17 protein-coding genes and 1 pseudogene are annotated in these 14,546 nt (G+C 38.4%); 2 read left to right on the forward strand and 16 right to left on the reverse strand.

Features of this window, described 5'->3' with window-relative positions:
- Nucleotides 1-38 precede the first annotated feature (38 nt).
- The 5 genes and pseudogenes from ACZ5N7_RS13160 to ACZ5N7_RS13180 all read right to left on the reverse strand — a co-directional run.
- Entirely contained in the window at nt 39-779 is a 741-nt protein-coding gene (locus tag ACZ5N7_RS13160) for a hypothetical protein (protein WP_464654761.1), read from the reverse strand.
- A gap of 25 nt (nt 780-804) precedes the next feature.
- Nucleotides 805-1,482, reverse strand: a complete 678-nt coding sequence (locus ACZ5N7_RS13165) for a bactofilin family protein (protein WP_464654762.1) — start codon at nt 1,480-1,482, stop codon at nt 805-807.
- A 17-nt stretch (nt 1,483-1,499) separates the two neighbouring features.
- A complete protein-coding gene (locus tag ACZ5N7_RS13170; RefSeq protein WP_464654763.1) occupies nt 1,500-2,129 on the reverse strand; it encodes a YhbD family protein in 630 nt (209 codons plus the stop codon).
- 143 nt (nt 2,130-2,272) lie between these two features.
- Nucleotides 2,273-2,632, reverse strand: a complete 360-nt coding sequence (locus ACZ5N7_RS13175) for a DUF488 domain-containing protein (protein ID WP_464654764.1) — start codon at nt 2,630-2,632, stop codon at nt 2,273-2,275.
- 100 nt (nt 2,633-2,732) lie between these two features.
- Nucleotides 2,733-2,983 (reverse strand): annotated as a pseudogene (locus tag ACZ5N7_RS13180) (D-glutamate cyclase family protein); the annotation flags it as partial.
- Between the two features lie 165 nt (nt 2,984-3,148).
- Between ACZ5N7_RS13180 and ACZ5N7_RS13185 the strand changes: the two are divergent.
- Both ACZ5N7_RS13185 and ACZ5N7_RS13190 read left to right on the forward strand, forming a co-directional pair.
- Nucleotides 3,149-3,412 carry an AbrB/MazE/SpoVT family DNA-binding domain-containing protein gene (locus ACZ5N7_RS13185; RefSeq protein WP_464654765.1) on the forward strand — a complete coding sequence of 88 codons (264 nt, stop codon included), beginning with the start codon at nt 3,149-3,151 and terminating at the stop codon, nt 3,410-3,412.
- A gap of 1 nt (nt 3,413) precedes the next feature.
- On the forward strand, nt 3,414-3,815 hold the full coding sequence (locus tag ACZ5N7_RS13190; RefSeq protein ID WP_464654766.1) for a type II toxin-antitoxin system death-on-curing family toxin: 402 nt from the start codon (nt 3,414-3,416) through the stop codon (nt 3,813-3,815).
- 397 nt (nt 3,816-4,212) lie between these two features.
- Here ACZ5N7_RS13190 and ACZ5N7_RS13195 read toward each other — a convergent pair whose 3' ends face one another.
- From ACZ5N7_RS13195 to ACZ5N7_RS13245, 11 genes are all read right to left on the reverse strand, one after another.
- Nucleotides 4,213-4,899: an HNH endonuclease family protein gene (locus ACZ5N7_RS13195; RefSeq protein WP_464654767.1), complete on the reverse strand. Its 687-nt coding sequence runs from the start codon at nt 4,897-4,899 to the stop codon at nt 4,213-4,215.
- A 10-nt stretch (nt 4,900-4,909) separates the two neighbouring features.
- Nucleotides 4,910-6,214 (reverse strand): AAA family ATPase, encoded by a 1,305-nt coding sequence (locus ACZ5N7_RS13200; RefSeq protein ID WP_464654769.1) that lies wholly within the window; start codon nt 6,212-6,214, stop codon nt 4,910-4,912.
- 162 nt (nt 6,215-6,376) lie between these two features.
- The gene (locus tag ACZ5N7_RS13205; RefSeq protein ID WP_464654771.1) at nt 6,377-6,991 is read right to left on the reverse strand and encodes a recombinase family protein; all 615 of its coding nucleotides are present in this window, start codon (nt 6,989-6,991) and stop codon (nt 6,377-6,379) included.
- A 229-nt stretch (nt 6,992-7,220) separates the two neighbouring features.
- Nucleotides 7,221-8,336 (reverse strand): site-specific integrase, encoded by a 1,116-nt coding sequence (locus tag ACZ5N7_RS13210; protein WP_464654773.1) that lies wholly within the window; start codon nt 8,334-8,336, stop codon nt 7,221-7,223.
- Between the two features lie 175 nt (nt 8,337-8,511).
- A complete protein-coding gene (locus tag ACZ5N7_RS13215) occupies nt 8,512-8,751 on the reverse strand; it encodes a hypothetical protein (RefSeq protein WP_464654774.1) in 240 nt (79 codons plus the stop codon).
- On the reverse strand, nt 8,735-8,971 hold the full coding sequence (locus ACZ5N7_RS13220; protein WP_464654776.1) for a helix-turn-helix domain-containing protein: 237 nt from the start codon (nt 8,969-8,971) through the stop codon (nt 8,735-8,737). Before ACZ5N7_RS13220 ends, ACZ5N7_RS13215 begins: the two co-directional genes overlap by 17 nt.
- 156 nt (nt 8,972-9,127) lie before the next feature.
- The gene (locus ACZ5N7_RS13225; RefSeq protein WP_464654777.1) at nt 9,128-10,834 is read right to left on the reverse strand and encodes a DNA primase family protein; all 1,707 of its coding nucleotides are present in this window, start codon (nt 10,832-10,834) and stop codon (nt 9,128-9,130) included.
- 25 nt (nt 10,835-10,859) lie between these two features.
- A complete protein-coding gene (locus ACZ5N7_RS13230; RefSeq protein ID WP_464654778.1) occupies nt 10,860-11,399 on the reverse strand; it encodes a hypothetical protein in 540 nt (179 codons plus the stop codon).
- Between the two features lie 147 nt (nt 11,400-11,546).
- A complete protein-coding gene (locus tag ACZ5N7_RS13235; RefSeq protein WP_464654780.1) occupies nt 11,547-13,406 on the reverse strand; it encodes a hypothetical protein in 1,860 nt (619 codons plus the stop codon).
- A 55-nt stretch (nt 13,407-13,461) separates the two neighbouring features.
- Complete coding sequence (locus ACZ5N7_RS13240; RefSeq protein WP_464654782.1) at nt 13,462-13,641, reverse strand: helix-turn-helix domain-containing protein; 180 nt, start codon at nt 13,639-13,641, stop codon at nt 13,462-13,464.
- Between the two features lie 206 nt (nt 13,642-13,847).
- Nucleotides 13,848-14,423 (reverse strand): C40 family peptidase, encoded by a 576-nt coding sequence (locus ACZ5N7_RS13245; protein WP_464654783.1) that lies wholly within the window; start codon nt 14,421-14,423, stop codon nt 13,848-13,850.
- Nucleotides 14,424-14,546: the final 123 nt, after the last annotated feature.

Below are 14,546 nucleotides of genomic sequence, written 5' to 3' on the forward strand. Positions count from 1 at the left end.
ACGTGATTCCTCTCCTTAATCTTTTTCTACATGACAAATCATACCTTACGGCTGTCGTGTACGATAGCATTTCTCGATTGTTTAAAATATTCTTTATATTCCACCAGCTCAATATCGCATCCAGGCCCAATGATAACATGATTGCCCCGGACCACTTCAGCTTGCGTATGCTCTAGGAAAATTTCATCTCCCTCAATAATAGAAGCGGATAGACTGGCACGAGCAGACGGTTTGAAAAAGAAACTGAAAAAATGGAGTACGCTTCCTCTGTTGATCCTTATTTTCTCGCCGCCGATTTCTTTAGCCCGGCAATCCCCGTACAGCTTGATGTCCAATTGTCCCGCGTTCAGCAGTCCTCCGATTTCAAATATCGCCTTGGCCGTAAAAATTTCAGCTTCACAGTCGCCTAGCGTACTCAGCTGCCCATTCAACTTCAGATGTTCGCCGTACAGATTACCCTGCGTTTCAATAGTTCCCGAGCAGCGCAGTTCCTTCAATCTCACGTCGCCGCCTACGCTCACGGTACCTGAGACTTTCATAAACTCCGTCTGCACATCTTTTGAGAATGAACAAGTTCCCATTACCTGAAGCCGATCGGATTTCATACTGCCGTCTACATCCAAAGTGCCTATGCATTTCAGCCAGCTGCATTCCACATCGCCGTCGACCGTCCCTTCCCCGACTATATGGACTTTATCGTAAGTGCCTCCCGCTGCAGACGAGCTCCCGGTGATCGATAAATTACCTTTGGTCAATTTGCCTTTTGTAGAATCCTCCATTATATTGGCTCCCTTCTCCCGTGTCTTACATCTGCTCCAGATTCCTCACTTTTGACCCTTTGTCTTGATCAAACTTCGTCCTGTATTCAACCATACCTATCTCACAGCCAGGCCCGATAACGACGTCATTTCCCCGTACAACTTCCGCTGTCGTATATTCCACGTATACGCTGTCGCCTTCGATAATATGGGCTGTTAACCTGTTGCCAAACGGGAGAGGGAGCGCCTTCAACCATTTGGCAAAATCAATGCCCGGCTGCTTCCGGATTTGTATATGCTCCCCGCCGATTTCAGCAATGGTGCTGCTCCCATGCAGTGTAATTCGAACGGCTCCCGCATTCAAATGACCCATTTGAAGTCTTCCCTTGGCATCGAATCTCTCCGCTTCACAGTTGCCTCGGACTGAGGCCATTCCGTTTAATTGAATATTTTCTCCGATTAAATGCCCTCTTACGGTAATATTTCCATGAATTTGAAGCTGCTGGGCATTCACGTTTCCATCTATAGCAGCTGTTCCGTTTATCTCTGCAGTCTGCGCCTGGATATCTCCATGTACATCCGCCTTACCACTAATAATGAAATCCGAACAAAGGAGATCACCGTCCACTTTTCCGATTCCCTCAATTTTGGCTGTACGGAATGTTCCTCCGTTTGTAGATCCAATGCCTGACAAGATCAGATTGCGGCTGCTTTCTTTATCCATCGGTCTCCCCCTCTCCTTTACACCGCTGTTAATTTCATCTTCAGTTCTTCGATGCTTTTGGCTACATTCACCCGCAGAATGATTTTTACGTCACTGTCAAAATAAACTTCGCTGCCCGTCGAAACGAGCAAAAAAGCGGCAACACCCATCTTGCGGATCATCATCAAATCGTAATTCTTTCCTTCGATCTTTTTGTAATAGTCCATGAACGTCTGAAGCATATATTTTCCTTCATCTAAATTCATCTCGCCTGTGTGGAGGCAGTGATCCAGGATGTAAAGGGACAATGTCTGTTCAAAAGTATACATATCCGAGTCGCCAAAGTAAGTTTCCACATAATTTGCGGAAATCTTCGAAACAATGTTGCGTTTTACCAATTCATTTTTATTGATAGAAAGGTCCGCCGGCACAGGGGAAAACATATCAGCCAATTCATCTAACGATAAATCCTCTTTCATATTTACAATTTTATCGATTCTGGCCAGCATCTGCTCTTTAGGAAAAAACGTCTCCTGTCCGGTAAAGGCCGATTTGCGGATAAACCACTCTTCCGGCACGAGATTTTTGCGTTTCCACCGGTATAGTTGACCGTATGAGATGCCCGTCAGCTCTAACAGTTCTTTTTTGGAGATCAGTTCTTCATCCAACTTGCATGCCTCCTTTACACGATCAATGTAACATAACATTGTTACGTTGTAAAGCAAGAATTAAATAATGCAAAAAAAGAGCCTGCCGCGTGAATGGCCAAGCTCATTAATTATAGCTTGTCCTCAACGAAGCAGGCACTCAATTACATATTTTCGATAAATTCCCGCAGGATTATGGATTGATTACGATGTTCATCCTTTGCGGCGTAGACGAGGGTCACCGTTTCTGTTTCTGCCCAATCTTTAATCTGGTTCAAAGCATTCACTTTATTAACGTCCTGCTGCAATTCCTTCAGGTAAGCATGCTTAAACTCATCGAACTGCTCTGGCTGCTGATGGAACCATTTTCTCAATTCATGACTGGGCGCAATTTCTTTTAACCATACATCTACCGCCGCTTGTTTTTTAGTCAGCCCTCTTGGCCATAATCTGTCAACCAGAATACGTTTACCGTCCGTCACATCAACAATATCGTATACACGTTTAACTAGTATGGGACTCAAAACGGAAATACCTCGCTTTGTTCATTGGTAGAAAGTTTTAGCAGTAGTCGAATAGGTGCCATCCTCGACTATCTATAGTGTCTATTATACATCAACGAGAGGGTCCTTCGAATCTTCCGGCTTTCACACATGGAATGTTGGTCTTATACATAGGCACATTACAATTTTGCTTTATATGACGGATAGAGATCCCGTTATTCATTAAAGGATGCTCAAAGGTAAAGCTGCAGCCGAGAAGAAAAGCAACCATATCATCTTCCCAATAGTAACAATATCGGTGCCATCCTCGACTAATTCTCCATGTCTGTAAATCCGGTACTTGCCGATATCTGTTCTCAAATCTGCGCAGGGAATGGCAATCCCAATATTTGGATAACTATAATTGCAGCTTTTTTGACTATGATGTGAAAGGTGCAAGGCCTCTGATGCGGCATCCGTACCAACAAGCTTTATTATTTTAAAAATTGAATGTATAATTGTTATAACAGTTGAATAGTATAGTGAGGAGGGAATAGAATGGGCAAGGTGATGCATATGGAGCGTAAGGTTACAAAGTTCGGTAACAGCCTTGGCATTACGATGACCGAAGCATTGAAGCAAATTGGTCTTGAACTTGGCGATACGGTGCATATTGATGTAAAAGAATCAGATGGAGAAATCATTATTCGCAAAGCAAATAAAGTCGAAATGCCTGCTGGTATCGGCCCCGACTTCTTAGAGACCCTTTCACAGGTCATGGAACGATATGACGTTACTCTAAAAGGCCTTAAGGACCGTTAAAATGGAATTGCGCTATTTGTCTGTTCAAGAGGTTATTGCAATCAATGTAGCTGTTATCCAAAAATATAGTCCTGGAGAACACATTGGCGTCAAAGACAGCGGCTTGTTGGAATCAGCCATTCTGCGTCCCCGCTCTTGGGCCTTTGGCGAAGATGTCTACCCAACCTTATTCGAAAAAGCCGCCGCTCTTTTTGAATCGTTAGGACAGAATCATCCATTCCAAAATGCTAACAAGAGAACTGCTTTTACTGCTCTTGCAATCTTCCTGCAGTTGAACGGATACGGTTTTGTTATGGACCAAAAAGCTGCCGAAGATCTGACCGTGGATATGGTTAATCATAAATATTCCTTTCAAGAACTCTCTGCGATCATCCGAGAGCATTGCATCGATAAAAAGGCATAGCAAAAACCCGACCTCACGCTGTCGGGTTTTTCATGATGGAGGCGAGGGGATTTGAACTGTTATCCCCGATTTTTTATTTTGATTTTAATTGAATTAATCAATGCCAAGAAAGCTTATTTTATAAGGGTTCGTGATGTTTAATGTGTTTTTTTTGTATTAATTCATTTTATTATTGATTTTTCTGTTTTAAAGCTTTTGTCTACAATTCGTCTACAGATTTTGGACAGGAGTTTTTGAAAAAAACGGTGAATGTTATCTTATATTGTGGTAACCCTAATTGGGATGTTGTGATGCGCCGAGGAAACGTCAACAAATTTCATGTTTTTGACTTTTTCAACCCTGCGTTCTGGATTCCAATCAAAAATTCCAACATTAAAATTGGCAGTAAACAATACTTTTATTGAAGATATCCTCCATAAACGCGGATTAACTCCTTCAGTAATAACGTATATTCTGTATCGATCAACCCGGTGACTGGGTCAGGTTGGAGTTGCTGATTGATATCTTGCAGAAGTTTCTTTTTTAAAGCCGTATTATTTTGCAGATGCGCTAATAAAATTAAATCCCTAAAGCCATCCGCAATACGTCTTCGAGCCGTAACAATCGAATCACGGCAGAGTTTAGTGTGATCTATCGTGGTTGTTCCCCTAGCCGTAAGTGCTTCTATTTCGCCTGATATAACATTGGGCCGCAGGTGCAGTTGCGGGTCATCGTTGACTGGGTCAAGAATTGAATTCGTACCATCCCATTGATCACCTTTCTCCCCATTACATAATTCACAGCTAAGATGCAAATTGTGCCAATTAAAACTTTGGTTATGGAATATAGCCGCAGGCTCTCTATGGTCAATTCGAGAATATCCAGTTTTTCTGTAGTCAGACTCGCAGTAACAGCAATAATTACCGTACATATTTTCCAATGCCGTTCTAATATGTGGATGGTTATAGCGACTTTGGTTTATATACTTCCTTGCAGCTTTATCAAATCTTCCATTCGTAGCAATAATAGTAAGAAGCCCTGCAGTCCATCGTGCTCCATTTCTTGTAAGAACAGCAGGAACTGCCCCTCTAGTCACTTTCCTCATGATATTTCCCCTATAGGTTACTTTTTAATGATTCTAGCTTAGTTAACGTTATTACTGGATCTGACTCGGGAAGTATCTGATTAAGCTTCATTGTTAAATTATTGATCCGATCCTTATCATCCTGGTTTAGCTCGTGATGAAGCTTTTTGGTAAATAAATTCCTTAGCTCATCAATATCACGCTCAATTTCCGGATCACGAACTTCTGTACCCATCCATTCACGGAGAACATCCTCTATACGCCAACCGTATGGTGCATTATCCAACTTATCTGACCCCAAGTTCACTATATGCCCATGGATACAAGATGCAATCAATATGGGAGCATGAGTAGTAGCGATAAACTGAATACGTGGAAACGTAGCACGCAATGCATCAATCACACGCCATTGCCACCTTGGATGCAAGTGAAGGTCTAATTCGTCTATGAGTACAATACCGTTTGTCTCGGTAATACTTCGTTCAAGTAAATGTGGATTCAGCACAGAACTACGATAAGCAAGATCAGTCACCATTCCTATCAATCCTCGATAACCAGCACTCAACATTCGGATCGGTAACCATTCGTCATCCAATCTAATAATTATTTCTTCCAAAAAGAAATCGAAATCGATACCTCCCCAATGTTCACCTTCCATCTCAGTCATAAATCTATCCACAGCAGATAGGACTGCTTGATATTCAGCAATCTTAACTCCCTCCTGCATTTCTAAACCTTTCATACGGCGAAACCAGTGAGTCATAAGCTTTGTATCCGATTCCTCTTCTAGACACCCTATATATCCCACAAACCGAGATGTCTTTTCCTCTTTAAAAGGATTAACCCATCTTTCCCGCTTTTGTGAAAACAATCTCCCCGCTGATTGGTAAGATATCAACGGCAAGTTCTCTGAATTAGCTTGATTTCTCTGAATCTTCCTTGCAATCAGAGAAATATCGTCCCCCTGCCTCCGGGTGCGGCCATCAAAAGACTCTTTATACCGTATCCAATGAAACTCTTCGTGAGGATTTCCCTCCACCGCAGTCACAAGGGTCGCTTTGCAATCTACCTCTATGGAAAACTGAGGGAGGTATTCAATACTACCCTGTCCAGTGCGACTTACTTCAAGTCTGACTTCTTCATTGCGAATGGAGCGTTTTGGTTTGACTCCATCTACTCCTGCAAGAAATTCCCCCAAGCCCACACAGATAGCTTCGAGTAATGAAGTCTTGCCTGACCCATTCTCGCCAATAATAAGAGTAAATCCCCCAGGAAAATTTAAACCAAAACTACTGAACTTCTTAAAATTTTTTATACGAAGGGAGCTAATATTCATAGTATCCTCCAAGATAAGCCATATATATCTATTATTATACCAAAATGTGTATCTTAAACAGAAATTAAATTTCAATATTTCACTCGGGGGAAATGTAAGGATTAAACTTGTACCAATATATAGTTTAATAAAAGGCACTCCACACAAATTCTTCCACTTGTATTAATTATTGTATAGTAACTTCTCGTACTCCCTTACTCGTCGATAGAATGTTCTATGCTTCATTCCTATCTGGAACATAGCATTAGTGGCTGTAATTCCCCCAGATTTCCATTGTTTATAAACCTGAATAAATGCTTCATCAATCTCTACCCTAGGTCGGCCTAATATAATGCCGGTTGCCTTCGCAACCTCGATACCCTCAGCCTGCCGTTGGCGATTCTTTTTCCTCTCCTGCTCAGCAACATAAGCAAGCAAGCTTAAAAACTGATCTTCCATTACCTTTCCGAAGTCGCCCATTGTCCGAAACTTCCGGGAATCAAATAACGTTTCGTTATCCAAACAAACGATATCCGCTTTCAATTCTCTTGTAATGTATTTCCACTCAGCTATAATTCCGTCATAATCTCGTCCCAATCGATCCAGCGCATCGATGTAAACTAAGTCGCATTCCCTAATCATCAAACGCATGGCCTGATAACGTGGTCGGTTAAAATCCTTGCCACTTTGTTTATCCACAAAAATATACCTCTCGTCGATCCCCACCTCCCGAAACTTCACAAGTTGTCTTTCTGGATTTTGATCCCTTGCCGATACCCGTCCGTATCCTATCTTCATATATACTACCTCCTAGATTATTTGTGCCAAAAAATCTATATTTACCTCGGCACATGCCAAAAGTAAATTAATGATGTTTTGGCACATAAAATCAAACCACTTTGAACCATGCCAAAAAGCATGCTTTTTGGCATGCTCGTTACATACAGCGAACATTACTAGAGGCATACTAGTAAAATTAAAGGAGCCTTGCGAGGCTCCAATTCTCTCGATTAGATGCAGAAGAGACTTACATATTTCTTAAGGCTTTGCTCATAGCACTAACGGTATTTTTATGTGTTTCATCAAATAAATGGGTATAGATTCTATTTGTAGTACCTATATCCGAATGTCCTAATGCCTCTGAGATCGCTTTTAAATCTACTCCCTCGTCGTAGAGAATACTACTAAAAGTATGCCTCAGATCGTGCAGGCGGATTTTAGGCAGGTTCTGCTTTTCAAGGAATTCCTTAAAACGTTCCGTTACGGAATTTACCCGGTATGGTTTTCCATCATCACGTACGAATACATACCCTGAGTCTTCGTATTCATCACCGAGAAGTTTCTTACACTCTTTTTGATGTTCTCTATGTTTTAAAAGGAGTTCGTATAACTCATCAACGATGTATAGTGATCTCCTACTCTTTTCGGTTTTTGGGGTTTTGACTACAACCTTGTCTCCTGCACTTGTCCTCACTTCTCGCACATATAAAATTCGCTCTTCAAAATCTATGCAACCCCACTTTAAACCCGTTATTTCTTCCCTTCTCAGGCCTAAATACCCTGCAAGATATACTGGCAATTCCAACTTTGTCTCCTTCACCCTATCTAGCAATATGTTTAACTGTTCCCTAGTATACGTTTTGCCTGTAAACTTCTTTTTTCGCGGCAGAGAAACGGCATCAGCAACATTTCGGTAAACCAATTGCTGCTTAAGTGCAAAATCAATTGCCTTACGTAAAACGGCATGATGCCTGTGTACAGTATTAGGGGACAGTCCTTTCTCATCCAGGAGATGCTTGTAATATTGCTGGATATGCATTGACTGCAACTTTTGCAACTCGATGCGCCCTATGCAAGAATCAACGTGTCTAAGTATATTACGGTAACCATAAACTGTGGTTTCTTCGCAATTATACTTCACATAGTTTTCCATCCAATGATTCAAGAACTCTGAAAGCAACATACTGCTCGATTGAACCAGTAAGTTTCGTTGTTGATTGTACTCAAATTCATTAAGGAGTTTCTTGGCCTCAGACTCAGAGGAAGCCGTCAAATACTTACGAACTCTTTTCCCGTTGTTGTCAGTACCAAGTTCCAAGGTAACTCTAAACTTGGCCCCGACCTTTTGAATACTACCCGCCATAATCAGCATCCTTTCTTAAAGATGGAGGATACCCAAATGGCATCCTCCAACACATAACTATACTGAGATATAATATATAGGCATAAAGCTTTAAAATACGGACTCAAAATTAATATCGATATGCTTTTATTGCTAATAATGCTATGCTGTCCTAAACTAAACAACAACACAATTATTAGCAAGAATAAAGTAGTCGCTCCTTAATTCTATATTCTTTCATCCTATATTTAAGGTTATTTTGTTTTCTTATCTCTCTTAACCTTTTTCTTGCTTCTATATATCCTAATCTTGAGGCCGCACTGCTATAATTTTCCGCTTTTGTTGCGTTTCTTTTGAATGACATACCGTCATATGAAATGTATTCTCCTAAAACGAAAAGCCTCTCGACGTTGAAATATTTACCGCTTTTCTTCATACCTTGATTCCTCCACTCTTATAGATTCAATGTTAGTTGTTATTTTCAATTGATTTTCTGTCCATATAAGCAAAGCATTTAATGGTATACGTATTTGATTTCCTAAGCGGATAGCCGGGAAATCAGAGTGTTTCTTAATAAGACTATACATCGTGTTCTTCCCTACTCGAAGGTACGTCCGGGCTTCATCAATAGTAAGTAATTCATTTATAGGCTGCATATGTTTACCTCCTTGATTTTTTATCAAGCCTAATTGATGTAGAAAAGGTGTTGGCTGCTGTAGACATTTGAATCTACGTTATAGCCTCTATAAAACACTAGGCATATCAAGACAACTACTATAGCCGTAGAAAACGTAGGCAAATAATTAAACCTTTTAATAAATATTTTTTTGATACTCCTTATTTAATTCAAGTCCTATATAACCATCTAATGGGGTTGAACCATTCATTCGAAATGTTTTTTTGGAAGCAGTAAACCCAAGATTGGTTATCTCGGTGAAAAACTCTTTTCTGCTTAAAGCTCTTTTGCAATTGTCCCTGCAAAACTTCAAATAAGCCGCAAAAATGTCGCGTTTATGAACCCTAATATTTGGGTTATTAACATCTATAAAACAGGTCTCATTTATGAATTCACGTACATTGTTCATTTCCTGAACAAATTGTTTCTTGAATAGTCTAGATTCCTCGCATTCTGTAAATATAAAATTGTTTTTTATCAAACGTCTCAACCCATCGACGGCCCAGCTAACAATATAGTTTTTTTCAGCGATAAGTTTTTCTCTAAGGTTTAAGTCCCTCTGATCTGCACTTATACTATGATTGAAGCAAACAAAAATTAATCTGTCGAAGAACGCTGTTGTATTATCTAATCTACTTAATTGCGGAACTCCATTTCCGCAAAACAACAATTTCGCCTTGCACGTAAAAAAGAAAAAATCCTGACCTTTAAACTCCGCGGCTACTTCATCACCACCCCCGGTTAAAATCTTTATCATACTATTATCTTTTATTTCACTATCGTTCAGCTCTCCCGATACGTTTAACTTTTTACCAAATAGATTCGCAACCGCAAACCTTTCATGTAATTTGTGAAGTGGTACTGCACTAGTGTATTTCTTTCCAACAATCTCAGTTATAAGATCAAGCAGAGTAGACTTACCACTGTTCGGCTTTCCTACAAAAATAAACCATTTTTTTGCATTAAAGTAGTTTGAAAAAATGTACCCCATGATCTCCTGGATTAGCATTATTTTTTCGATGTTATTATCTGAAACTCTACTTATCATTTGAAAAAAATTAGGTGCATTATTTTCACTACCACCGCTTATATAACTGGCATTTAAATAGCTTGCAAACTTAAACTTAGGGGAATGCTTATGAACTTTATTATTTGATACTTGAAGCACCACATTATCAAAATTAATAAAATCGCTTAAAGAGTCAAACTCGGATGGTGACGTTTGTATTTCAGCTGCGGTCTTTATCCGGTCCACTATGTCATCAACCTTATATTTCGTGAGAAGTCGTTCAACCTCAGGTGGCCAGCCACTTCGAATCAATGTTCGTAAGCCAATGTCACTCAAAACATCAAAACAACCCATACTATTGTTATAAGATAAGACTTTTTGCTCACAGCTTCTAAGGACAAGCTTTTCTAAAGTACGCTTATACACTATAAAGTCGATGTCTTTTGAGCGCACCTTCGCATCCTTTGATGTTTTTTTGCTTTTATCGTTGCTTTTAACATCGGAAGTCTGCTTCACCTGTTCCGCAATAAGCCTATCTTCAAGTTCAGCTACATCTTCTGACCATAGTTTAGGAGGTATAGATGACACTGCAAACGAGTCATCTATACCTTCCCTTCCATCCTTTTCGTCATCAATTAGATATTCACTGAAAAGGCCTGGTGAAGGCTGGGTTACGGGTCGAGTGATTGTAATCGTCTCATTGCATTCAATACAGTCAGTATTTTCGAATTTGGCACTTTTTTCTGCTGTTGTATGACTTAAATTTTCCCCAATATCAGAATCAGCAATATATTTCTTTAAAAATTCCGCAAGTAACTCATTATTGATTTCCATAGGTGGTACTCCTTTGCCTAAAAAATCAATTTACGTATTCAGAAAGTTCTGTGAAAAGGTTTATGATGTAGCTAAAAGCAATATTTCGCAGCATCTCCCGATTTGTTTCATTTTTTACAACAATTACAGTAAATTTTTTATGCAGCATGCTATCGAACAAAATAAGTTGGCAGATCTCATTGTCTTCATATAGGACAAATATTTTCCCATATTCCTTCCCATTTGCCTCAGACACTTCCGCGGTATAAGTGTTACATTGATCACCGTTCTCTACGAAAATAAATTCCCCATTCTCAATCCTACGATCAATAATGACCCGCATTTTTGCATCTACTAACAAAACGTCAGAGCACATATCAACTTTACGATCTGCAATTCGTCCGCAACACCGTTTCATTAAGTCATTTGCATAGAATACTAATAGAGTGTATGGTTCCAACTCGCAATTGCCAATGCTGGCCTTTGATTCACCATTTTCCCAGGAAAGAAATTGAATATCCGTGTTTCCGTTATTCATCTTCTTCATGCGTTTCAATACTTCATGTTCAAATTTGCTTCTGTCCATTTGTTACAACTCCTCTGTTTTTTTGCGCTTCATTTTGCATCCTACATGAGGTTGCTAAGTACCTCTAAGAACAGAATAAACCAATCAAAAAATGGTAAAGTCCACTCTACACAAGAGTGGACTTTACCATTTTTTCACATTATTTATTTATTCTCGAATATTACCTATAAACTTATGCAACAAAGGTTTAACCGTAGCAAAAAATTTATGAAAGTCTTTTTCAATTTTTTCTTCGTTATCTATGCTCTTAAAATAAGTTTTAAAGACTTTGATTACATCGTTCAGTCCTTGTGTTTCCTCCTTTTCAGGCGGTGTAGAGGAATTAATACCCATTCCTTCACGAAATTTATCTGCAATTCCGAAGTAAAATCCAGTTATCACTTCAACAGCATCATCCATTAAAGATTCTCTGTTAGTTCTACAGTATTTTTGAAAGGAATTCATAATCAACTCAGGTGGCATTTTATTTTTCCACTCTATTTTCACACTATAAACCTTAGAGTATAGTTCTTTAAAAAAAGCGACTGTGCTATCTCTAAGTTCTGTGTCTTGGAACTGAAGGACCATTGATTGAAAACTAGAAATGTCATAACACGAAGGAATTTTCCCATCTTCCTCTTCTTCCATATCCATTCTACTACTACCTTCATCTGAATACTTTTCTCGCGACTTAAGCGCAGAATAAATAAATGCTTTATTATATAGACCAACAAGCAATTCCTTCTCTCTAAGACTAAAGGGCTTACTGTCGAGAATACCTTGATAAACATCTTCATTCACTCGGTTTAACAGCTCAGCTTTAATAAATTGCTTTAGGAAGGGTACATATCCGAAGAAAATAAGAAAGTAATAACTTAAGCCATTTGTCCAACCTGCATCGAAAACCTCTTTGCCTTTTTCATTAAATAAAGCTTGAATTAACATCCTTTTTAAATCAATATCGTTGAATAAAGTTAAAAAGGCCAATGCTTTCATATCGGATGCCTCAATAACATTACACCCATTTAAGTTGTAGTTATTCAAACATACCTCTAGTAACAACAAAGCATTAGTTTTTTCCTCATACATAAGTAAATCGTTAGATGGATTATAATTCTCACCCATACCTTTTAAATAATCTACCAAGGCCAAAGTGGTATCTACCATTTGCTCATAATAAGAATTAAAATCTTTAATACGTTCAGGCTGAGTGTTCAGAGTCAAATCTTCAAGCCATAAATATAGGGGGAAAATAACTCTATAAAAAGACCCTAATTGTCGCGAAGTAATGTGCCAGTTAGTCACTGCCTCATTAAATTTAGATAATTTGATGTTCGCAGCCTGTTTATCAAAGTTCTTTGGAGGTTTTGGGTACACTTTTTTAAATAATGCGTTAATCAGTGCAATCTCCAGTTGATTTTTTTCAAGTCCATTTGCATTCTGTTCATTAAAGGCACTATATTCAATTCCAAATTCTTCGGCATAAACTTTTTCGGATGAAAATTTGCTCAAAATTTTTTTAATCCCATCATCTGAAAATAAATTAAGAATGGAGTCACTTCCATAAAATTGAATAAAGTCGTTAATATCTTTAAAATACTCTGACTGAATTAATTCATCAATAGCCTCAAAAACCTCATAGTAATCATCCTCATTTCGTCTTAGATGGTTATATACTTCCATCTCGTCAAAGGATATTTGTGAGACCTCGTCATAGATTTCGTGAAGCGCTCTTTTTTTAATACAGTGTAACAACTCATGGTAATTAACGCCGAGGAGGTCAGAAAAAATTGATAATTCTAGTTGTTCATGTTTGGTAGTCAATACTGAATTCATTTCGTATTTTGTTTCCGACATCAATTGCTTTAAAGTTTCTTTATCAATATCAGATTCGAAGTCTGGCTTAACTAAATTTGTTTTTATTCTGACGGAATCCAATATTACATTATAATTCATCTCATCATTAGAATTCACTTCAAATTCAAAGCCAAATGCACTAAATATCAAATCTTGAAATTTATGATCCACGTCTTATTTATCTCCTTTTTTCCTAACCAACCAAACTTTTAACTACCATAAAGCCTCACCTAAATTTATGAATGATATACTCAATCAGAAATTCACGAGGAATGCGATATTTTCTACCAACTTTGATCGATTTGATTTGCTCAGTAGAAAGTAATCGATAAGCCGTATTTCGTCCAATTTGCAAGGCTTCCATTATTTCTTCAACCGTTAGAATATCTCCATAATCATGAAACATTTACACACCAACCTTTCATTATTTTACTTTATTGTTGCTCTTGTTTCATCGTTATTGATTATTTAGGATTACGATTAATACATATAAAAAGATTAAAAAAGCAGTTGAGCAATCAAGTTTTATAAAAAAAGAAGAAGAGGTTATTCAGGCTCTTCCGGAAAATAAGTTAAATTACTAATGTAGCTTGTAATATTATTTCTCCATACTTAATTTCTCCAGTCCCATTGCTTCCAAACTATTCTTTCTCCATGCTCTTTCTCTACTAAATCCTTTAACATCCATAAGAAATTAAAGGGATTCTCAAAACTGTCGGTTAAACAGCCAGCAACAAATTGATGGCAGTTATCCAGCAGTATATGATAATCTCTTTTTTCTCCTATCATAGACAAAGCCCTGTTTGCTGCACTTGGGAATTTTACCGGCATATTTGAAATGTTGCAAAAAGGAATATAGATGTCTTGATTTGTCGTGGTGAGATTATTTGTAAACTCCTCAAGACTAACCTGAACGACTTCTCCATTACCATCTAATGCTATAGCTTTTCTATTACCAACATAAATTCCTGAATGCTCGGCACCTCCGAATAATATCTCACAATAGATGATAGTGCCGAACCCAGGCTCATGATATGAACTGTCGAAGTTATTCGTTTGAACGGTTCCACTACTTTTGGCGCGGATTGTTTTATCCACTGCATCACTAAGATCACTAATTATTTCACTAGCTACTTTTATTGGCTCTGTAACAATAAAGGCTACTAAATCAACAAATTCTTTAAACATACAACGATCGCCCTCCATCTTTTAGCCTCATCCATCATCTCAAAGAGATGCCAAACTTGATTTTGTAAAAACTTTTTATCAGACTGTATTTCCGGTGAAATTTATTTCAAATACAAAACGGCC

It is taken from the genome of Paenibacillus sp. JCM 18996 (genome assembly GCF_055392555.1).